Origin of the sequence: Streptomyces sp. NBC_00009 (assembly GCF_045040855.1) — a bacterium.
GTDB classification, from domain to species: domain Bacteria; phylum Actinomycetota; class Actinomycetes; order Streptomycetales; family Streptomycetaceae; genus Streptomyces; species Streptomyces aureus.
In genome coordinates, this window is the sequence record NZ_CP108312.1 from 5,396,436 (window position 1) to 5,417,592 (window position 21,157).

Annotated in this window: 10 protein-coding genes and 3 rRNA genes; 7 read left to right on the forward strand and 6 right to left on the reverse strand. The window is 67.2% G+C overall.

All coding sequences use genetic code 11. From position 1 onward, the window contains the following. Window positions 1-567 precede the first annotated feature (567 nt). From OHA58_RS24310 to rrf, 3 genes are all read left to right on the forward strand, one after another. Window positions 568-2,095, forward strand: a 16S ribosomal RNA gene (locus tag OHA58_RS24310). Window positions 2,096-2,414: 319 nt separating this feature from the next. Further along, window positions 2,415-5,538 (forward strand): 23S ribosomal RNA (locus tag OHA58_RS24315). 90 nt (window positions 5,539-5,628) lie between these two features. Next, window positions 5,629-5,745, forward strand: a 5S ribosomal RNA gene (rrf, locus tag OHA58_RS24320). Together the 16S, 23S and 5S rRNA genes form the textbook arrangement of a ribosomal RNA operon. Window positions 5,746-5,885: 140 nt before the next feature. Here rrf and OHA58_RS24325 read toward each other — a convergent pair. The 3 genes from OHA58_RS24325 to OHA58_RS24335 form a co-directional block, all read right to left on the reverse strand. Then, window positions 5,886-6,476 carry a TetR family transcriptional regulator gene (locus tag OHA58_RS24325; RefSeq protein WP_375990187.1) on the reverse strand — a complete coding sequence of 197 codons (591 nt, stop codon included), beginning with the start codon at window positions 6,474-6,476 and terminating at the stop codon, window positions 5,886-5,888. A gap of 24 nt (window positions 6,477-6,500) precedes the next feature. Next, window positions 6,501-7,526, reverse strand: a complete 1,026-nt coding sequence (locus OHA58_RS24330) for an aldo/keto reductase (protein ID WP_405481355.1) — start codon at window positions 7,524-7,526, stop codon at window positions 6,501-6,503. Window positions 7,527-7,735: 209 nt separating this feature from the next. Further along, window positions 7,736-9,178 (reverse strand): MFS transporter, encoded by a 1,443-nt coding sequence (locus tag OHA58_RS24335; protein WP_405481356.1) that lies wholly within the window; start codon window positions 9,176-9,178, stop codon window positions 7,736-7,738. Between the two features lie 158 nt (window positions 9,179-9,336). Here OHA58_RS24335 and OHA58_RS24340 point away from each other — a divergent pair, with 158 nt between their 5' ends. Continuing rightward, window positions 9,337-10,233: a helix-turn-helix transcriptional regulator gene (locus tag OHA58_RS24340; RefSeq protein ID WP_405485142.1), complete on the forward strand. Its 897-nt coding sequence runs from the start codon at window positions 9,337-9,339 to the stop codon at window positions 10,231-10,233. On the opposite strand, the gene OHA58_RS24345 is transcribed toward OHA58_RS24340, so the two are convergent. Next, window positions 10,203-11,672, reverse strand: coding sequence for an MFS transporter (locus tag OHA58_RS24345; RefSeq protein ID WP_405481358.1), 1,470 nt, complete (start codon window positions 11,670-11,672; stop codon window positions 10,203-10,205). The genes OHA58_RS24340 and OHA58_RS24345 overlap by 31 nt on opposite strands. A 102-nt stretch (window positions 11,673-11,774) precedes the next feature. Here OHA58_RS24345 and dusB point away from each other — a divergent pair, with 102 nt between their 5' ends. Next, window positions 11,775-12,905 carry a tRNA dihydrouridine synthase DusB gene (gene dusB, locus OHA58_RS24350; RefSeq protein ID WP_405481359.1) on the forward strand — a complete coding sequence of 377 codons (1,131 nt, stop codon included), beginning with the start codon at window positions 11,775-11,777 and terminating at the stop codon, window positions 12,903-12,905. Window positions 12,906-13,048: 143 nt separating this feature from the next. On the opposite strand, the gene OHA58_RS24355 is transcribed toward dusB, so the two are convergent. Both OHA58_RS24355 and OHA58_RS24360 read right to left on the reverse strand, forming a co-directional pair. Then, on the reverse strand, window positions 13,049-15,019 hold the full coding sequence (locus OHA58_RS24355) for a glycogen debranching N-terminal domain-containing protein (RefSeq protein WP_405481360.1): 1,971 nt from the start codon (window positions 15,017-15,019) through the stop codon (window positions 13,049-13,051). Then, the gene (locus OHA58_RS24360) at window positions 15,016-16,491 is read right to left on the reverse strand and encodes an MGH1-like glycoside hydrolase domain-containing protein (protein ID WP_405481361.1); all 1,476 of its coding nucleotides are present in this window, start codon (window positions 16,489-16,491) and stop codon (window positions 15,016-15,018) included. The genes OHA58_RS24355 and OHA58_RS24360 overlap by 4 nt, the downstream gene beginning before the upstream one ends. 108 nt (window positions 16,492-16,599) lie before the next feature. Between OHA58_RS24360 and OHA58_RS24365 the strand changes: the two genes are divergently transcribed. Together OHA58_RS24365 and ppdK are read left to right on the forward strand one after the other, a co-directional pair. After that, window positions 16,600-17,853, forward strand: coding sequence for an ROK family protein (locus OHA58_RS24365; RefSeq protein WP_405481363.1), 1,254 nt, complete (start codon window positions 16,600-16,602; stop codon window positions 17,851-17,853). A gap of 394 nt (window positions 17,854-18,247) precedes the next feature. Then, on the forward strand, window positions 18,248-20,965 hold the full coding sequence (ppdK, locus tag OHA58_RS24370) for a pyruvate, phosphate dikinase (RefSeq protein WP_266564457.1): 2,718 nt from the start codon (window positions 18,248-18,250) through the stop codon (window positions 20,963-20,965). Window positions 20,966-21,157 lie beyond the last annotated feature (192 nt).

The following is a 21,157-nucleotide window of genomic DNA, read 5'->3' on the forward strand; positions in this document are numbered from 1 at the left end:
CACCGGGAGTGAATTCGGCACGCCCGAATTCAATTCGCGGTGGACTCGATGGCCCGATTAGGCGCCGCCGGGGGAATCCGCTAAAGTTTGGGACGTCGGAACGGCCCAACAGCCGCGAAGACACAGCATCAATCTCCGCTAACGCGGGGGCCGCTGACTGGTAATCAGGCCCGAAAGGATCTGATAGAGTCGGAACCGCCGGAAAGGGAAACGCGAAAAGCCGAAAGGCCGGAGCGGAAACCTGAAAGGCACCGAGGAAATCGGACACGAAAGAGTCTGATAGAGTCGGAAACGCAAGACCGAAGGGAAACTGCCCGGAGGAAAGCCTGAGAGAGTCTCTCGGGTGAGTACAAAGGAAGCGTCCGTTCCTTGAGAACTCAACAGCGTGCCAAAAGTCAACGCCAGATTGACAACCCCGGCCCACCTTTGGTGGGTTGGAGGTTCCTTTGAAAAAGTCCTCACTCCCACACCGGGGTGAGGCGCACTAGCGAGGACGCAGTGAATCGTGGGGATTATTCCTCCCGACGGTTCCGCTCTCGTGGTGTTCACCGGGATTACCCGGAAACATTCACGGAGAGTTTGATCCTGGCTCAGGACGAACGCTGGCGGCGTGCTTAACACATGCAAGTCGAACGATGAAGCCCTTCGGGGTGGATTAGTGGCGAACGGGTGAGTAACACGTGGGCAATCTGCCCTGCACTCTGGGACAAGCCCTGGAAACGGGGTCTAATACCGGATAACACCCCCTCTCGCATGGGAGGGGGTTGAAAGCTCCGGCGGTGCAGGATGAGCCCGCGGCCTATCAGCTTGTTGGTGAGGTAGAAGCTCACCAAGGCGACGACGGGTAGCCGGCCTGAGAGGGCGACCGGCCACACTGGGACTGAGACACGGCCCAGACTCCTACGGGAGGCAGCAGTGGGGAATATTGCACAATGGGCGAAAGCCTGATGCAGCGACGCCGCGTGAGGGATGACGGCCTTCGGGTTGTAAACCTCTTTCAGCAGGGAAGAAGCGAAAGTGACGGTACCTGCAGAAGAAGCGCCGGCTAACTACGTGCCAGCAGCCGCGGTAATACGTAGGGCGCAAGCGTTGTCCGGAATTATTGGGCGTAAAGAGCTCGTAGGCGGCTTGTCACGTCGGTTGTGAAAGCCCGGGGCTTAACCCCGGGTCTGCAGTCGATACGGGCAGGCTAGAGTGTGGTAGGGGAGATCGGAATTCCTGGTGTAGCGGTGAAATGCGCAGATATCAGGAGGAACACCGGTGGCGAAGGCGGATCTCTGGGCCATTACTGACGCTGAGGAGCGAAAGCGTGGGGAGCGAACAGGATTAGATACCCTGGTAGTCCACGCCGTAAACGGTGGGAACTAGGTGTTGGCGACATTCCACGTCGTCGGTGCCGCAGCTAACGCATTAAGTTCCCCGCCTGGGGAGTACGGCCGCAAGGCTAAAACTCAAAGGAATTGACGGGGGCCCGCACAAGCAGCGGAGCATGTGGCTTAATTCGACGCAACGCGAAGAACCTTACCAAGGCTTGACATATACCGGAAAGCATCAGAGATGGTGCCCCCCTTGTGGTCGGTATACAGGTGGTGCATGGCTGTCGTCAGCTCGTGTCGTGAGATGTTGGGTTAAGTCCCGCAACGAGCGCAACCCTTGTTCTGTGTTGCCAGCATGCCCTTCGGGGTGATGGGGACTCACAGGAGACTGCCGGGGTCAACTCGGAGGAAGGTGGGGACGACGTCAAGTCATCATGCCCCTTATGTCTTGGGCTGCACACGTGCTACAATGGCAGGTACAATGAGCTGCGATGCCGCGAGGCGGAGCGAATCTCAAAAAGCCTGTCTCAGTTCGGATTGGGGTCTGCAACTCGACCCCATGAAGTCGGAGTTGCTAGTAATCGCAGATCAGCATTGCTGCGGTGAATACGTTCCCGGGCCTTGTACACACCGCCCGTCACGTCACGAAAGTCGGTAACACCCGAAGCCGGTGGCCCAACCCCCTTGTGGGGAGGGAGCTGTCGAAGGTGGGACTGGCGATTGGGACGAAGTCGTAACAAGGTAGCCGTACCGGAAGGTGCGGCTGGATCACCTCCTTTCTAAGGAGCACTTTGACTGCCAGACATTGTCTGGTGGTCCAAGAGCCATTTCGTCGGCAAATGTTCGACGGTGGTTGCTCAAGGGTGGAACGTTGACTATTCGACCGGGTTTACGGGTCGGAGGCTGTGAGTACTGCTCTTCGGGGCGTGGAAAGCATGATCTCCGGGCGGAACCGGGTCGGGCACGCTGTTGGGTGTCTGAAGGTACGGCCGAAACGGTCGCCTTCAGTGCCGACCCCAGTGCACTCGGATCTGTTGGTTCGGGGTGATGGGTGGTTGGTCGTTGTTTGAGAACTGCACAGTGGACGCGAGCATCTGTGGCCAAGTTTTTAAGGGCGCACGGTGGATGCCTTGGCACCAGGAACCGATGAAGGACGTGGGAGGCCACGATAGTCCCCGGGGAGCCGTCAACCAGGCTTTGATCCGGGGGTTTCCGAATGGGGAAACCCGGCAGTCGTCATGGGCTGTCACCCATACCTGAACACATAGGGTATGTGGAGGGAACGCGGGGAAGTGAAACATCTCAGTACCCGCAGGAAGAGAAAACAACCGTGATTCCGGGAGTAGTGGCGAGCGAAACTGGATGAGGCCAAACCATATGCGTGTGATACCCGGCAGGGGTTGCGCATGTGGGGTTGTGGGATCTCTCTTTCACAGTCTGCCGGCTGTGAGACGAGTCAGAAACCGTTGATGTAGGCGAAGGACATGCGAAAGGTCCGGCGTAGAGGGTAAGACCCCCGTAGTCGAAACATCAGCGGCTCGTTTGAGAGACACCCAAGTAGCACGGGGCCCGAGAAATCCCGTGTGAATCTGGCGGGACCACCCGCTAAGCCTAAATATTCCCTGGTGACCGATAGCGGATAGTACCGTGAGGGAATGGTGAAAAGTACCGCGGGAGCGGAGTGAAATAGTACCTGAAACCGTGTGCCTACAAGCCGTGGGAGCGTCGCTGTATGTGCTTGCACATACAGTCGTGACTGCGTGCCTTTTGAAGAATGAGCCTGCGAGTTTGCGGTGCGTTGCGAGGTTAACCCGTGTGGGGAAGCCGTAGCGAAAGCGAGTCCGAATAGGGCGATTCAGTAGCGCGCTCAAGACCCGAAGCGGAGTGATCTAGCCATGGGCAGGTTGAAGCGGAGGTAAGACTTCGTGGAGGACCGAACCCACCAGGGTTGAAAACCTGGGGGATGACCTGTGGTTAGGGGTGAAAGGCCAATCAAACTCCGTGATAGCTGGTTCTCCCCGAAATGCATTTAGGTGCAGCGTCGTGTGTTTCTTGCCGGAGGTAGAGCACTGGATAGGCGATGGGCCCTACCGGGTTACTGACCTTAGCCAAACTCCGAATGCCGGTAAGTGAGAGCACGGCAGTGAGACTGTGGGGGATAAGCTCCATGGTCGAGAGGGAAACAGCCCAGAGCATCGACTAAGGCCCCTAAGCGTACGCTAAGTGGGAAAGGATGTGGAGTCGCACAGACAACCAGGAGGTTGGCTTAGAAGCAGCCACCCTTGAAAGAGTGCGTAATAGCTCACTGGTCTAGTGATTCCGCGCCGACAATGTAGCGGGGCTCAAGCGTACCGCCGAAGTCGTGTCATTCATACACATATCCCCAACGGGAGTATGGATGGGTAGGGGAGCGTCGTGTGCCGGGTGAAGCAGCCGCGGAAGCGAGTTGTGGACGGTTCACGAGTGAGAATGCAGGCATGAGTAGCGATACACACGTGAGAAACGTGTGCGCCGATTGACTAAGGGTTCCTGGGTCAAGCTGATCTGCCCAGGGTAAGTCGGGACCTAAGGCGAGGCCGACAGGCGTAGTCGATGGATAACCGGTTGATATTCCGGTACCCGCTGTGAAGCGTCAAACATTGAATCAGGCGATGCTAAGTCCGTGAAGCCGTTCCGGACCCTTCGGGGAAAGGAAAGTGGTGGAGCCGACGGACCAGACTTGTAGTAGGTGAGTGATGGGGTGACGCAGGAAGGTAGTCCAGCCCGGGCGGTGGTTGTCCCGGGGTAAGGGTGTAGGGCGCTGTCTAGGTAAATCCGGACAGCATGAGCCTGAGACCTGATGCCGAGCCGATTGTGGTGAAGTGGATGATCCTATGCTGTCGAGAAAAGCCTCTAGCGAGTTTCATGGCGGCCCGTACCCTAAACCGACTCAGGTGGTCAGGTAGAGAATACCGAGGCGTTCGGGTGAACTATGGTTAAGGAACTCGGCAAAATGCCCCCGTAACTTCGGGAGAAGGGGGGCCATCACCGGTGATTGAATTTACTTCATGAGCTGGGGGTGGCCGCAGAGACCAGCGAGAAGCGACTGTTTACTAAAAACACAGGTCCGTGCGAAGCCGTAAGGCGATGTATACGGACTGACGCCTGCCCGGTGCTGGAACGTTAAGGGGACCGGTTAGTGCACTTTCGGGTGTGCGAAGCTGAGAACTTAAGCGCCAGTAAACGGCGGTGGTAACTATAACCATCCTAAGGTAGCGAAATTCCTTGTCGGGTAAGTTCCGACCTGCACGAATGGCGTAACGACTTCTCGACTGTCTCAACCATAGGCCCGGTGAAATTGCACTACGAGTAAAGATGCTCGTTTCGCGCAGCAGGACGGAAAGACCCCGGGACCTTTACTACAGTTTGATATTGGTGTTCGGTTCGGCTTGTGTAGGATAGGTGGGAGACTTTGAACTCTGGACGCCAGTTCAGGGGGAGTCGTCGTTGAAATACCACTCTGGTCGTGCTGGATGTCTAACCTGGGTCCGTGATCCGGATCAGGGACAGTGTCTGATGGGTAGTTTAACTGGGGCGGTTGCCTCCTAAAGAGTAACGGAGGCGCCCAAAGGTTCCCTCAGCCTGGTTGGTAATCAGGTGTTGAGTGTAAGTGCACAAGGGAGCTTGACTGTGAGACCGACGGGTCGAGCAGGGACGAAAGTCGGGACTAGTGATCCGGCGGTGGCTTGTGGAAGCGCCGTCGCTCAACGGATAAAAGGTACCCCGGGGATAACAGGCTGATCTTCCCCAAGAGTCCATATCGACGGGATGGTTTGGCACCTCGATGTCGGCTCGTCGCATCCTGGGGCTGGAGTCGGTCCCAAGGGTTGGGCTGTTCGCCCATTAAAGCGGTACGCGAGCTGGGTTTAGAACGTCGTGAGACAGTTCGGTCCCTATCCGCTGTGCGCGTAGGAATATTGAGAAGGGCTGTCCCTAGTACGAGAGGACCGGGACGGACGAACCTCTGGTGTGCCAGTTGTCCTGCCAAGGGCATGGCTGGTTGGCTACGTTCGGAAAGGATAACCGCTGAAAGCATCTAAGCGGGAAGCCTGCTTCGAGATGAGTATTCCCACCCCCTTTGAGGGGTTAAGGCTCCCAGTAGACGACTGGGTTGATAGGCCAGATCTGGAAGCCCGGTAACGGGTGGAGGTGACTGGTACTAATAGGCCGAGGGCTTGTCCTCAGTTGCTCGCGTCCACTGTGTTGGTTCTGAAACCACGAACAACCCCATTGTCGGGCCACGACTTTGGTGCGGTTGACAGTTTCATAGTGTTTCGGTGGTCATAGCGTGAGGGAAACGCCCGGTTACATTCCGAACCCGGAAGCTAAGCCTCACAGCGCCGATGGTACTGCAGGGGGGACCCTGTGGGAGAGTAGGACGCCGCCGAACTATTTTTGAAGAAAACCCCCGTAACGGATGAGAATCCTGTTACGGGGGTTTTCTGCGTTCAGGGTCGGTCCCAGGGCGGTCCCCCCTTTTTCGGCCGGAACCCTTTTCAGGGCCCGGCCGAATACTGTGCGGGGGGACGGTCAGGAATTCAGGCCGCGGAGGACGAGATCCGTGAGGGCCCTGAACTCCTCGTCGATGCCGGCCTTCTGCCACTCACCCGCGTACGCCGGATCGTGGAAACGGTTGGTCGCGTCGAATACCGCGCGGGCCGTCAGAGCGGGGTCGGGGTGAGGAAGGCTGAACTGCCCCTTGGCGATGCCGTCTTGAATGATGTGGTCGAGCTGCATGATCAGCTCACCGACGTGGAGTTCGACCACCCGGCTGTTCTCAGTGATCAGTACTTGGTACGTGGCGAAGAGCTGCGGATCGTCGCCCGCCTTGCGGCGCTTGGCCGCGAACAGCGTCGCGAGCCATTGGCGCAACATGGCGGGCGCCGTCAGCGAGCCGTCTGTCATGAGCAGTTGCAGTTCGTTCGTGGTGCGGTCGAGCCAGCGCTTCGTGACCGCCTCGCGCAACTGTGCCTTCGTACCGAAATGCCGGTAGACGCTGCCGTGACTGACGCCGAGCGCGCGGGCCACGTCGACGACGTTCGCCTTGGCGGGACCATGTCGGCGCAGTACCTCCTCGGTCGCCTCGAGGATGCGCTCGGTGGTCAGGGTCTCGGTTGCCATGATGCCGACCGTACCGGGCGGTGATCAGCGCTCGCTGTCGAGGTGTGCCATCTGTGCCTCGGGATAGCGGTCACCCGCGGCGGCACCGGCCGGAATGGCCTCCTCGATCGCGGCGAGGTCCTCCGAGTCCAGGTTGATGTCGAGAGCGCCGAGCGCCTCCGTCAGCCGGTCCCTGCGACGGGCGCCGACCAGGGGCACGATGTCGTCGCCACGGCTGAGCACCCAGGCGATGGCGACCTGCGCGACGCTGGCGCCCTTCTGTTCGGCGATCTTGCGCAGCGACTCGACGAGGTCGAGGTTGTGCTGGAGGTTCTCGCCCTGGAAGCGCGGGCTCATCCCGCGGAAGTCGTTCGCGGCGAGCTTGCGGTCCCGGCCGAAGTGCCCGGAGATCAGGCCGCGCGACAGGACCCCGTACGCCGTGATGCCGATGCCCAGCTCGCGGGTGACCGGCAGGATCGCCTCCTCGATGCCGCGGGAGATCAGCGAGTACTCGATCTGCAGATCGGAGATGGGGGCGGTGGCGGCGGCCCGCCGGATCGTGTCGGCGCCGGCCTCGCTCAGGCCGATGTGCCTGACGTGTCCCTTCTCGACGAGCTCTGCGATGGCGCCGACGGTCTCCTCGATCGGTACGCCGGGGTCGACACGGGCGATCCGGTATACGTCGATGTGGTCGACGCCGAGGCGCTGGAGCGAGTACGCGGCGAAGTTCTTCACCGCGGCAGGCCGGCCGTCGTAGCTGGACCAGCCGCCGTCCGGGTCTCGCAGAGCGCCGAACTTCACGCTGGTCAGCGCCTTCTCGCGGTGTGCGGCGGGGGCGGTGCGCAGGGCCTCCCCGATGAGCATCTCGTTGTGCCCCATCGCGTAGAAGTCCCCGGTGTCGAGCAGGGTGATGCCGGCGTCGAGGGCCGCGTGGATGGTGGCGATGGACTCGCCCCGGTCTGCCTCGCCGTAGAGCGCGGACATCCCCATGCAGCCGAGCCCGATGGCGGAGACCTCGAGACCGGTGGAGCCTAGAGGGCGGGGGTGGAGGGTGGGGGAGGTGGGGGACATCAGGCGCTCCTTAGATCGGTGCCGCCAGTTCGATGGTTCTGTGTCTCCCTATCCACGATGACATGACAGCTGACAGATTTCAATATCTGTCAGCTGTCATCTGTCACCTGTCGCCTGTGATGCGAGGGGTAGGAGCGAGTGCCGGTCAGCCCCCGGTCAGCCCAATGTCAGCCCCGGCCATCGCGGGCGGCCCAGACCAGCCCCCAGGCTCAGCTCACCGCCCGTGGCAGCCTCAAGCTCAGTGCTGTTGTCAGGGCTATGCCCGTCAGTTGCACCAGCAGGGTTGTCACCAGTGCGTCTCGCATGCCCAGGCTCGGGGTCAGGGTGAGGAAGAGGGAGCCGAGGGTGGCTACGCCGAGGGCCAGGGCCGACTGCTGCGTGGTGATCATGACGCCGCTGCCCACTCCCGCCCGCGTCGTCGGCACCTCGGACAGGATGAGCCGGAAGAGTATGGGGAGTTGGAGTGCCTGGCCCGCGCCCGCGAGTGCGGCGCCCGGCATCAGTTCGAGGACGCCCAGGTCGGGCCAGGTTCGCCAGGCCGCGAGGGCGATGAGGGCCACGCCGGCCCCCTGGATGATGCCGCCCGCGGTGACGATCCGTGTGCCGTACCGGGCGATGAGGCGCGGGCCCGCGAGGGATACGGCGAAGAAGACCGCGGCCATCGGCGCGAGAGCCAGGCCCGCGGGTACGGGGCCGAGGTGTTCGCCCTGCTGGAGCGCCACCGCGATCACGAACATGAAGCCGCTGAACCCGATGGAGAACGGCACGATCATGATCAGGCCGCGGCGCAGTGAGACCAGGGCGAAGAGGCTGGGCGGGACCAGTGGGGTGCGGCCGTGCCGGTCTGCCCGGCGTTCCACCTGGTAGAAGGCATACGCGATGAAGGGGAAGACCGCGAGTGAGAGCCATGTCCACAGGGGCCAGCCGGCCGCCCTGCCCTCGGTCAGGGGCGCGAGGAGCGTGAGCAGGGACGCGGCGAGGAGTACCGTGCCGGGGCCGTCGACCGGTTCGGGGTGCGGGGAGCGGGTTTCGGGGACGGCGCGGGCTGCCAGGAAGAGGCCGACCAGGACGACGGGCACGTTCACCAGGAACACCGACCGCCAGCCGGTCCCGAAGACGTCCGCTGCGACGAGGACGCCGCCCAGGATCTGGCCGACGACCATGGAGAGGCCCGCCGTGGCCCCGTACAGGCCCATGGCCTTCGCCCGGCGCCGGCCCGTCGTCGTCGACTGGATGGTGGCGAGGACCTGCGGGAGCATCGCGGCCGACGCGGCGCCCTGCGCGACGCGCGCGGCCACGAGGGTCCAGGCGTCGGGGGCGAGGCCGCAGGCCAGTGAGGTCAGGCCGAAGGCGATCATGCCGCCGAGGAACAGCCTGCGCCGGCCGAAGAGGTCGCCGAGCCGTCCGCCGAGGACGAGCAGGACGGCGTACGCGAGTCCGTAGCCCGCGACGACTAGTTCGAGGAGTGCCTCGCCCGCGGCCAGGTCGTGGCCGATGGTGGGCAGGGCGACGTTGACGATGAAGAAGTCGATGAGGGGGAGCGCCGCGCCGACCAGCACGGTGAAGAGCCCGAGTCCGCCGAGTGCCGGTGGGGCAGTGGCGGTGCGGGCTGTGGTGGAGACAGAGAGGGAACGGGTCCCGGTTCCGGTCATGGGTACCAGCGTCGTCCGGCGCTCAGACTGGTACCAGAGTGTTCTTATCCTGGTAGAAGGACTACCTGGCAACAGGCTCCGTGGCGCGGCAGGCTGGAGGCATGACCACGATGGCGCGGACGACGACGACTGTGGCGCAGGCGCAGGCGCAGGCGCAGATGCAGGGGCAGGGGCAGGGGCAGGCCGGTGGGTCCCCGCGCGAGTCGCTCAAGCGGGAGTCCGAGATCCGGCGGCATGAGCTCGCCGACTTTCTGCGCAGCCGTCGCGCCCGCATCACCCCCGAGCAGGTCGGGCTGCCGCGTGGCCGGCGCCGGCGTACCCCCGGACTGCGGCGTGAGGAGATCGCGCAGCTGTCCGCGGTCGGGGTCACCTGGTACACGTGGCTCGAGCAGGCGCGGGACATTCAGGTGTCGGTGCAGGTCCTGGACGCGCTGGCCCGCACGCTGCTCCTCGACGCGAGTGAGCGCGCGCATCTCTTCCAGCTCGCCGGGGCCGTTGATCCGTCGCCCGCGGCGAGCTGCCAGACGGTCACGCCGGCGCTGCGGCTGATGCTGGAGAAGCTGGAGCCGCTGCCCGCGTGCATCCAGAACAGCCGGTACGACATCCTCGCGTACAACCGCACGTACGGGCGGCTGCTGTGCGATCTGGACACGGTGGCGCCCGAGGACCGCAACTGCATGGTGCTGATCTGCACGAACGAGCAGTGGCGGAAGTCGTTCGTGTTCCTGGAGGACACGATCCGGCTGATGGCGGCCAAGTTCCGCGGGTCGATGGTCGGTCATCTGGGCGAGCCCGCCTGGGAGTTGCTGCTCAAGCGGCTCGAGGACGAGTCGCCGGAGTTCCGTGAGGCGTGGCAGCTGCACGAGGTGGTGGGCACGCGCAGCAAGACGAAGTACTTCCGCAACGCGCACGTCGGGCCGCTGTCCCTGGTCCACACCGATCTGTGGCTCGGCCCGGACCAGGGCGCCCGTCTGGTGACGTACACGCCAGCCGACGAGGAGTCCCGGGAGCGGCTCGACCGGCTTCAGGAGCTGGCGCCCGCCGTGGCCTCCTGAATTTCCGGCTGTTCCAGGCAGCGGGCCGTGCGCTGGGCGGTGGCGCGTGCCCAGCGGCCGCTGGTGAGGAGGCCGACCAGGAGGACGGCGACGCCGCAGCCCACGATGATCCACCAGCCGCCGCGGCTCGCGTCGACGAACGTGGTCGCGTACGAGGACGTGCCGACGCCCGACGCGATGCCCGACGCGAGGACCGCGCCGATGACGGCGACGCCGAGGGTCTGGCCGATCTGCCGGCTGGTGGAGGCGACCGCGGCGGCGACGCCGGCCTGCGCGCGGGGCATGCCCGAGACGGCGGTGTTGGTGATGGGGGCGTTGACGAAGCCGAAGCCGAGGCCGAACAGGACGTAGCCGATGAAGCGGGTCACGTTCGACGTCTCCGCCTCGAACGCGGCGAACAGGACGCCGCTCGCCGTCATCGCGATGCCCGCGACGAGCAGCGGGATCCTGGGGCCGCGGCTGCCGACGATGCGGCCGGAGACCGGGGCGCACACCAGGGTCATGGCCGCCATCGGCAGCATCCACAGACCGGCGTCGAGGGCGTCGAGGCCGCGTACGTTCTGCAGGTAGAGCGTCGACAGGAACAGGAAGCCGCCGAGCGAGGCGAACGCGCTGATCGCGATCACCGTGGCGCCGCTGAAGGGTGCCGAGCGGAAGAAGCGCAGGTCGATGAGGGGTTCGGCGCGGCGTGGCTCGTAGGCGATCAGGCCGACGAGGGCCGCGAGGGCGAGCAACGCGAACGTCACGATGACGGGGGACGTCCAGCCCGCGGCGGGGGCCTCGATGATCGCGTAGGTGAGGGAGCCGAGGAGCGTCATGACGAGGAGCTGGCCGACCGGGTCGGGGCGGCGCGGCTTGGGGGCGCGGGACTCGGGGACGTAGCGCATGGTCAGCAGGAGGGCGGCGAGGCCCACCGGCAGGTTGATCCAGAAGATGGAACGCCAGCCGACCGAGTCGACGAGGACGCCGCCCACGATGGGGCCCGCGGCCATGGAGATGCCGACGACGCCGCCCCAGACGCCGATGGCCCGGGCGCGTTCGCGGGGCTCGGTGAACGTGTTGGTGATGATCGACATGGCGACGGGGTTGAGCATCGAGCCGCCGACCGCCTGGACCATGCGGAACGCGATGAGGGACTCCAGGTTGGGCGCCACGGAGCACAGCACCGAGCCCACCGTGAAGATCACCAGGCCGGCCTTGAATATCCGGCGGCGCCCGATCCGGTCGGCCGTCGAGCCCGCCAGCATCAGGAGCGAGGCGAGGACCAGCGTGTACGCGTCGATGGTCCACTGCATGCCGGAGACGCTCGCGCCGAACTCCTTCTGCATGCTCGGCAGCGCGACGTTCAGGACGGTGTTGTCGAGGCTGACGATCAGCAGGCTCATGCAGCAGATCGCGAGGACGAGCATCCGCCGGCGGTGGGTCAGTGGAGGGGGCATGAAATCGACGGTAGCCCGACCGCGGGCGGGGCCGCCCGCCAGGTGGGGGACAATGGAGAACCGCCCCTGCCCGTCGCCCCACGTTTTCGGAGAGCCCGCCCGATGCCCCAGCAGCTCACCATCGGTCCGCACCTCGTGCAGCCGCCCGTGGTCCTCGCGCCCATGGCCGGGATCACGAACGCGCCCTTCCGCACCCTGTGCCGGGAGTATTCCGGCGGCAAGGGCCTCTTCGTGAGCGAGATGATCACGACGCGGGCGCTGGTCGAGCGCAACGAGAAGACCATGCAGCTCATCCGTTTCGACGCGAGCGAGCAGCCCCGGTCGATCCAGCTGTACGGCGTCGATCCGGCGACGGTCGGCAAGGCCGTCCGGATGATTGCCGAAGAGGATCTCGCCGATCACATCGACCTGAACTTCGGCTGCCCGGTCCCGAAGGTGACGCGCAAGGGCGGCGGCTCCGCGCTCCCGTACAAGCGGAATCTGCTGCGGGCCATCCTGAAGGAGGCCGTCAGCGGGGCCGGGGACCTGCCGGTCACGATGAAGATGCGCAAGGGCATCGACGACGACCACATCACGTTCCTCGACGCGGGCCGGATCGCCGTCGAGGAGGGCGTCACGGCGATCGCCCTGCACGGGCGCACCGCGGCACAGCACTACGGCGGTACCGCCGACTGGGACGCCATCGCCCGTCTGAAGGAGCACGTTCCGGAGATCCCCGTCCTCGGCAACGGCGACATCTGGTGCGCCGACGACGCGGTGCGGATGATGCGCGAGACCGGCTGTGACGGTGTCGTGGTGGGGCGTGGCTGCCTGGGCCGGCCGTGGCTGTTCGGGGATCTCGTCGCCGCCTTCGAGGGCACGGGCGCGCCCGCCGCGCCCGACCTGCGCAAGGTCGCCGACGCGATGGTGCGGCACGCAGGGCTGCTCGGCGAGTGGATCGGCGACGAGGCACGCGGTGTCATCGACTTCCGTAAGCACGTGGCCTGGTACCTGAAGGGCTTCTCGGTCGGCTCCGAGATGCGCAAGCGGCTCGCCGTCACGTCGTCGCTCGCCGAGCTGCGCGCGGGGCTCGACGAGCTGGACCTCGACCAGGCGTGGCCCGTGGGAGCGGACGGGCCTCGCGGCCGTACGTCCGGCAACAACCGGGTGGTTCTGCCGGACGGCTGGCTCAAGGACCCGTGGGACTGCGCGGGCGTCAGTGAGGACGCGGAGCTGGATACCTCCGGCGGGTGACCGGTTCCGGTGCTGTGGCTGACGGGTTCTGACGTTCGCCGTCCGACTCCCCGTGGGGGCTGGTCGCGCTAGCGCGGCGGAGCCGCATATGGACGCTGCCCCGCGCCCCTTTGGGGGCGCCTGCCCGTCAGGGGCGCAGACGCTCAACCTCCCACCGCGCTCAGCAGCGCGAGCGGCGCCGCCGCCGAGCGTGACTCGCGCTCGCACGCGTGCGGGTACGGGACGGGCGCCGGGTACGCCTCCCGCGCGTACCCGGCGAGCACCTCGGGCAGCCGGTGGCCGGAGGCCGCGGCCGCCTCCACCAGCGCGTGCGCCACCGTCCGCGCCTCGTCGTGCAGCCCGTAGCGGGCGAGCCCGAGCGCGATCAGGGCGTTGTCGTGCGGCCACACCGAACCCCGGTGGTAGGAGAGCGGGTGGTACGCGGCCTGACCGGCAGCGAGCGTGCGCACCCCCCAGCCGGAGAAGAAGTCGGGCTCCAGGAGACGCCGGCCGACCACCTCCCCGTACTCCTTGTCGAGCAGGCCCGACCACAGGAGATGGCCCGCGTCGGACGCCAGCGCGTCGACGTGCCGCCCGTCGCCGTCCAGGGCGAGCGCCGGGAACGCGCGGTCCGCCATCCAGAAGTCCCGCTGGAAACGGTCCCGCAGATCGGTCGCCGCCTGCTCCAGGAGGTCCGCGTACACCGGGTCGTCCCAGGCCGTGCGGGCGAGCGCGGCGGTGCGGCGCAGGGCGTCGTACGCGTAGCCCTGGGCGCCCGCCGCCGTCACGGGGCCCGTGGGGCGGCTGCCGTCGGCCGAACAGATGGCGCCCGGTGAGTCCTTCCAGTTCTGGTTGGCGAGGCCGCCGCGGTCGGCGCGGTAGACGAGGTAGCCGCGTGAGGTGAGGCCGCCGTGGTCGAGCATCCAGCTGACGGCGGCCCGCGCGTGCGGTTCGAGGCGGCGGGCCGTCGACACGTCGCCGGTGCGGTCCGTGTACGCGCCGAGCAGGACGAGGAACAGGGGAGTCGCGTCGACCGAGCCGTAGTAGCGGGCGAAGGGGACCTGTCCGAAGTGCGCCAGCTCGCCGTGCCGCACCTCGTGGACGATCTTGCCGGGCTGGGCGACGGCGTCCTCGGTGGACTCCGTGGCCTGCGTCGCGGCGAGCACCGGGAGCGTCGCGGCGGCCAGGCCCGGCCGGTACGGGAGGGCGAACAGGGAGGTCAGGAGGGCGTCCCGGCCGAGGAGTGTGAGGAACCAGGGGACGCCCGCGCCCGGCACGCTCAGCCGCTCGCCGTCCGGGCCGGTGGCCGGCACCTGGAGCACGGCCAGGTCGGCGAGGCCCCTGGTGCACGCCGCGGCGAGACCGGGCCAGGCGGCGGGCAGGTTGATGTCCCGCGTGAACTCCTCGGTGCGCGCGGCGAGTTCGGCCGCCGCGTCGGCGGGGGACGCGGGGACCGGGGTGCCGGGGGCGCCGTGCGGGCGGGCCGCGACGCGCAGGCTCAGGTCGGCCGTTCCGTGACCGGCCAGTTCGAGGGCCCACACGAGGCGTCGGGCGCCGGTGCCGGTCTCCTCGACGGCGTCGGGCGCGGGTTCCGCGGTCACCGTGGTCGACGAGCGCCACTCGCCCCGCCGGTAGCCGAAACGGACGCCGTCCTCCAGCGCCGACCGGGAGCGGACGGCGCCGGTCTTCGTGTACGTGCGGTGGTCGGCGCGCAGCTCGAACTGGTCGGTGAAGTCGGCGTCGACGGTCAGCGCGAGCCGTACCGTCGTCGGCACCGCGCGGTTGGAGACGACCCGCAGGGTTTCGACGAACGCACTGTCCGCCACGGCCTGTTCGCGGAAGAGCGTGTACGCGGGCGGTTCCAGGCGGCCGCCGCGCGGCACGAGCACACAGCGCGCCACGCCCTCGCCGGCGCCGGTCCGCCCGGCCGCGTCCCCGCCCGGCGGTCCGGCGGGCGTGAGCACCTCGGGCGCAGCGCCGTCCGCGGTGAGCTGCCAGCGGCTGAGGTGCCGGCCGTCGCGCACGAACAGGCCGTCGGGCGAGCCCGATCCGCGTACGCCGCTGATGTCACCGCTCGGGCCGATCGCCGCGAACGTGGCACCCCGCACGAGCAGTTGATGCTGTCGATCCGTCATCCCCAGGTCCCTCCCTCGTGCCGCTCCCGCGGCTCCTGCAGCAGATCCAGGGCGAGCGCGGCGCTCCAGGCGAAGCCGCGCGCGCCGCAGCCGCGTCCCGTGTACGGATCCACGTATTCGGCGAAGGCCGTGTCGAGCGCGGTGCCGAGCAGCGCGGTGCGCAGGCGTTCGGCCTCGTCGTGCTCGCCGTGGAGGCGCAGGCCGCGCTCGATCAGCCAGTTCGTGTTGAACCAGGCCGGTCCGCGCCAGTAGCGGTGCGGGTCGAAGGCCGGTCCCGTCAGGTCGTAACTCGGCACGAGCCGCACCGCCGTGCCGAGGCCGAAGCGGGGGCCGCGGGCGGTGCGCAGCAGGCCGGCGGTCACGTGCCGGGGGAGCGTCGGCAGGATCAGCGGGATCAGGCCCGAGACTCCGTACTCCGGGATCAGGGCCGGGGGTGACGTCTGCCTGGTGGTCGTCCGGGACATGTCGTGTCCCGGTGCGCGGGATGTGTGGGGGCTGTCGGTCGCGCGCAGGTCGCGGCAGAAGAACATGCCCGTCGCCGGGTCCCACAGGCGCTCGACCAGCGCTGCCGTGAGGCGTTCGGCGCGGTCGTGGCGGGCCGTGCCCGTGGCGCCGAGCTCGCAGGCGATGCGGGCGAGGGCGTGCTCGGAGGCGATCAGGAGGGCGTTGAAGGAGGGGTCCTCCACGGCGAACTCGCCCTGTCCGTCGGCGTACTGGCCGTCCCGGTAGTCCGTCGCGAGGCGCACGTACCGGCCGTAGTCGAGGTCGGTGGGCCGGTCGTCGGGCGCGCCGTGCTCCAGGTCGGCGCGGCGGAACGCGCGCGCGGGGGTCGGGGCGATCCGGCTCAGCGGGGCGTCCCAGCAGGGGCTGTTGTCCATGCCCTGCTCCCAGGGGTGGATCACCGAGGCGAGCCCGCCGCCGCCCAGGTCCCTGCGGTGCAGGAGATAGCGGTGCCAGGCCGCGAGCTTCGGATGGATGCGGGCCAGGAACGAGCGGGACCGGGACAGCCCGGGGTCGGCGCGGTGCACGAGCCACGCGGCCAGCGCGTGCACCGGCGGCTGCACGATGCCGGAGGTCTGCACGGCGCGCGGCGCACCGGCCGCCCGGCCCGAAGTGGAGGAGCGCCAGAAGTCGGGGCTGGGAAAGTAGGCGTCGAGAGGGACGGAGGGGTTGAACACGATGTGCGGCACCCGGCCGTCGCCCCACTGGGCGGCGAACAGCGTCTCCAGCTCCAACTGGGCGCGCAGCGGCGACACATGGCGTGACCCGATGGCGACGAACGCGGAGTCCCATGACCACTGATGCGGATAGAGGGTGCGGGAGGGGACCGTGGACGTGCCCGTCCAGTTCGTCTCCAGGACCCGCGCGGCCCGATCGTGCAGCGCGGCCCGCTCGCGCTCGCGCGGGGGAGCGGCGGCGGTATCGGGGGCGCGGCGCAGAGCCGCACCGGTCCGCCGGGTTGTGCGGTCCACACGAACTCCCACGGTCTGTCAGTTAAGCCGTATCCAGCATAGAGTTACGTCTACTTAACCAGCAAAACCCAATATGTAACGCGCAGTTGACGAACGCAAGGGGTGCGAATGGCCGGGGACCGGACGAGAGAGCGGCCGCGGAGCCAGGCGAGCGCCGGGGACCTGCTGCACCTCGTGCGCAGCGGCCGGGCGATCACGCGCGGCGCGCTCCAGGCGGCCACCGGGCTCTCCAGGGCCACCGTCGGCCAGCGCCTCGACCGGCTCTTCCGGGCGGGCTGGCTGCGTGAGGGCGCGGGCGGTCCGGCAGGGTCGCCGACGGGCGGGCGGCCCTCCCTGCGCCTGGAGTTCGACGACGCCCACGCGGTCGTCCTCGCCGTCTCCCTCGACACCCGGCACGCGCGCGCCGCCGTCCTCACCCTCACCGGGGAACTGCTCGCCGAGCGCTCCGGCGCCCTCTCCGTCGACGAGGGGCCGGAGCGGGTGCTCGGCGCGCTCGGCGGCTGGTTCGCCGGGCTCCTGAAGGAGGCGGGCCGGAGCGCGGACGCGGTGTGCGGCATCGGGCTCGGGGTGCCGGGTCCCGTCGACACCGCCACGGGCCGCGTCGTGCAGCCGCCGATCATGCCGGGCTGGGACGGCTACGACATCAGGGGCTACCTGGGCCGCGCCTTCGCCGAGCAGACGGGAGGCTCGGGTGGCGCGGGTGGCCCAGGTGACGCGGCCGGCGTCCCGGTTCTCGTCGACAACGACGCCAACCTGATGGCCTACGGCGAGCAGCGCACCGGTCACCCGGACTGCGCGGCGTTCGCCCTCGTCAAGGTGTCTACCGGCATCGGCGCGGGCGTCGTCGTCGGCGGCCAGATCTACCGGGGCATCGACGGGGGAGCGGGCGACATAGGGCATATCCGGGTGCCCGAGGGTGCGGGCACGCTGTGCCGGTGCGGCTCGTACGGGTGCCTGGCCGCGGTGGCCAGCGGGCGCGCCCTTGCGCGGCGGCTCACGGAGGCCGGGGTGCCGGCGGAGTCGGGATCGGATGTGCGGGAGCTGCTCGCCGACGGGCACCCCGAAGCGGTGCGCCTGGCACGGGAGGCCGGGCGCAGTGTGGGCGAGGTTCTGGCGACGGTGGTGACGCTGCTCAACCCGGGGGTTCTGATGATCGCGGGGGATCTGGCCGGAACCCCCTTCCTCACGGGCGTACGCGAACTGCTCTACCAGCGGGCCCTGCCGCGCTCCACCGCTCATCTGGACGTGGTCACCGCGCGGCTCGGTGAGCGGTCTGCCCTGGTCGGGGCGGGTGCGCTGGTCGTGGAGCACCTCTACGCACCGGACCGGGCGGAGGAGCGGCTCGCTGCGCTCGGCCTGTGAACGCCCGTTTTCCGTCCGGATGCTGACATCGACGGGTCCGGAAACGGCGTGATTCTCGCCACCCCTGATAGGGGTCGCGCTCAGATGAGCATGTTGAGGCCGGTTGTACGTTTCTAAGGCATGGCACTGAGTGCCACCGTTCGATCATTTACGACTTGAACTCACATGAGTGATCAGCGTGCTCACTTGAGCGATATCCGGGGTCTACGGGGGTTGTGTGTTCAAGAAATGAAGACAAGCCTTCGAGTGTCGCTATCCATTAGTTACTTTCGATCTAGCGGCGGACGGGTGGTTACGGCCGTATGACGCACAAGTGGACGTACCCAGATGCCTTCGATATGGGTATGTTCCTCGCCGTCAGGGCAGCCACCGAGTCATCGAGGAGTCGAGACCCGTGTCGGAAAACAAAGATCCCCACGTAGTGAAGTTCGTTTACGACTTCACCGAGGGAAACAAGGACCTCAAGGACCTCCTGGGCGGGAAGGGCGCGAACCTCGCCGAGATGACCAATCTCGGTCTGCCGGTTCCTCCCGGGTTCGTCATCACGACTGAGGCTTGCAAGGTCTACCTCGACAGTGGCGATGAGCCGGTGGCACTGCGTGACGAGGTGAGTGCGCACCTCGACGCCCTTGAGCAGAAGATGGGCAAGAAGCTCGGCCAGGCCGACAACCCCCTTCTGGTGTCGGTCCGTTCGGGCGCGAAGTTCTCCATGCCCGGCATGATGGACACCGTCCTCAACATCGGACTCTCCGACAAGTCCGTCCTCGGCCTGGTCAAGCAGTCCGGCGACGAGCGGTTCGCCTGGGACTCGTACCGGCGCCTCATCCAGATGTTCGGCAAGACCGTCCTGGACGTCGACGGAGAGCTCTTCGAGGACGCCCTCGACAAGGCCAAGGCCGCCAAGAAGGTCACGGTCGACACCGACCTCGACGCCTCCGACCTCAAGAAGCTGGTCACCCGCTTCAAGAAGATCGTGAAGACCGAGGCCGGCCGGGACTTCCCGCAGGACCCGCGCGAGCAGATGGACCTCGCCATCCACGCGGTCTTCGACTCCTGGAACACCGACCGCGCCAAGCTCTACCGCCGTCAGGAGCGCATCCCCGGCAACCTCGGCACCGCGGTCAACATCTGTTCCATGGTCTTCGGCAACCTCGGCCCCGACTCCGGCACCGGCGTCGCCTTCACCCGCGACCCCGCCTCCGGCCACCAGGGCGTGTACGGCGACTACCTCCAGAACGCGCAGGGCGAGGACGTCGTCGCGGGTATCCGCAACACCGTGCCGCTCGCCGAGCTCGAGTCGATCGACAAGAAGTCGTACGACCAGCTCATGCAGATCATGGAGACGCTCGAGACCCACTACAGGGATCTCTGCGACATCGAGTTCACGATCGAGCGCGGCCAGCTGTGGATGCTGCAGACCCGCGTCGGCAAGCGCACCGCCGGTGCTGCCTTCCGCATCGCGACGCAGCTCGTCGACCAGGGCCTCATCGACGAGGCCGAGGCGCTCCAGCGCGTCACGGGCGCCCAGCTCGCGCAGCTGATGTTCCCGCGCTTCGACGAGAACGCGAAGGTCGAGAAGATCGGCCGCGGCATCGCCGCCTCGCCGGGCGCCGCGGTCGGCAAGGCCGTCTTCGACTCGTACACCGCCGTCAAGTGGTCGCGTTCGGGTGAGAAGGTCATCCTGATCCGCCGCGAGACCAACCCCGACGACCTCGACGGCATGATCGCCGCCGAGGGCATCCTCACCTCGCGCGGCGGCAAGACGTCGCACGCCGCCGTCGTCGCCCGCGGCATGGGCAAGACCTGTGTCTGCGGCGCCGAGGACCTCGAGGTCGACACCAAGCGCCGCCGGATGACGGTCGGCGGGCAGGTCATCGAGGAGGGCGACGTCGTCTCCATCGACGGCTCCACCGGCAAGGTCTACCTCGGTGAGGTGCCGGTCGTCCCGTCCCCGGTCGTCGAGTACTTCGAGGGCCGCATGCACGCCGGCGCCGACGACGCCGACGAGCTCGTCGGCGCCGTGCACCGGATCATGGCGTACGCGGACCGCGTCCGCCGGCTGCGGGTGCGCGCCAACGCGGACAACGCCGAGGACGCGCTGCGCGCCCGCCGCTTCGGCGCGCAGGGCATCGGCCTGTGCCGCACCGAGCACATGTTCCTCGGTGAGCGCCGCGAGATGGTCGAGCACCTGATCCTCGCCGACACGGACACGGAGCGCGAGGAGGCCCTCAAGGAGCTCCTTCCGCTCCAGAAGAAGGACTTCGTCGAGCTGTTCGAGGCGATGGACGGGCTCCCGGTGACGGTGCGCCTGCTCGACCCGCCGCTGCACGAGTTCCTGCCCGACATCACCGAGCTGTCGGTGCGCGTCGCGCTCGCCGAGTCCCGCCAGGACTCCAACGAGAACGACCTGCGCCTCCTCCAGGCCGTGCACCGCCTGCACGAGCAGAACCCGATGCTGGGCCTGCGCGGTGTCCGTCTCGGCCTCGTGATCCCGGGCCTGTTCGCCATGCAGGTACGGGCCATCGCCGAGGCCGCCGCCGAGCGCAAGAACGCCAAGGGCGACCCGCGCGCCGAGATCATGATTCCGCTCGTCGGCACCGTCCAGGAGCTGGAGATCGTCCGCGAGGAGGCCGAGCAGGTCATCGCCGAGGTGCAGGAGCAGACCGGCGTCGAGCTGAAGCTGGCGCTCGGCACGATGATCGAGCTGCCGCGCGCCGCGCTGACGGCCGGGCAGATCGCCGAGGCCGCGGAGTTCTTCTCCTTCGGCACGAACGACCTGACGCAGACCGTCTGGGGCTTCTCCCGCGACGACGTGGAGGCCTCCTTCTTCACGGCGTACCTGGAGAAGGGCATCTTCGGGGTCTCGCCGTTCGAGACCATCGACAAGGACGGCGTCGGCAGCCTCGTACGCAACGCCGTGGAGGCCGGCCGCGCCACGCGACCCGACCTCAAGCTCGGCGTCTGCGGCGAGCACGGCGGTGACCCGGAGTCGGTCCACTTCTTCCACGAGGTCGGCCTGGACTACGTCTCCTGCTCGCCGTTCCGTATCCCGGTCGCCCGCCTTGAGGCCGGCCGCGCCGCGTCGACGTCGACGGGCAGCGACCACCGGTAGGAACCGGTCAGCAAGACTCCGGAGCCGTTGTCTGGGTGCCCGACCCTCACGAAAGGCAGCGGCTCCGGTGCACCGAAGGAGAGGGCGGTACCCCTTGTGCGGGGGGTGCCGCCCTTTCGTGTGCGCGGGGGCGGGCGCTCTTGGAAGTCGTGTGCGCGGGGGCGGGCGCTCTTGGGAGTTCTGTGATGTCCG

Bases quoted from the DNA above. Each gene is read 5' to 3' on its own strand.
- OHA58_RS24325 (WP_375990187.1), bottom strand. From the start codon at position 6,476: ATGGCAACCGAGACCCTGACCACCGAGCGCATCCTCGAGGCGACCGAG.
- OHA58_RS24330 (WP_405481355.1), bottom strand. From the start codon at position 7,526: ATGTCCCCCACCTCCCCCACCCTCCACCCCCGCCCTCTAGGCTCCACC.
- OHA58_RS24335 (WP_405481356.1), bottom strand. From the start codon at position 9,178: ATGACCGGAACCGGGACCCGTTCCCTCTCTGTCTCCACCACAGCCCGC.
- OHA58_RS24340 (WP_405485142.1), top strand. From the start codon at position 9,337: ATGCAGGGGCAGGGGCAGGGGCAGGCCGGTGGGTCCCCGCGCGAGTCG.
- OHA58_RS24345 (WP_405481358.1), bottom strand. From the start codon at position 11,672: ATGCCCCCTCCACTGACCCACCGCCGGCGGATGCTCGTCCTCGCGATC.
- dusB (WP_405481359.1), top strand. From the start codon at position 11,775: ATGCCCCAGCAGCTCACCATCGGTCCGCACCTCGTGCAGCCGCCCGTG.
- OHA58_RS24355 (WP_405481360.1), bottom strand. From the start codon at position 15,019: ATGACGGATCGACAGCATCAACTGCTCGTGCGGGGTGCCACGTTCGCG.
- OHA58_RS24365 (WP_405481363.1), top strand. From the start codon at position 16,600: ATGGCCGGGGACCGGACGAGAGAGCGGCCGCGGAGCCAGGCGAGCGCC.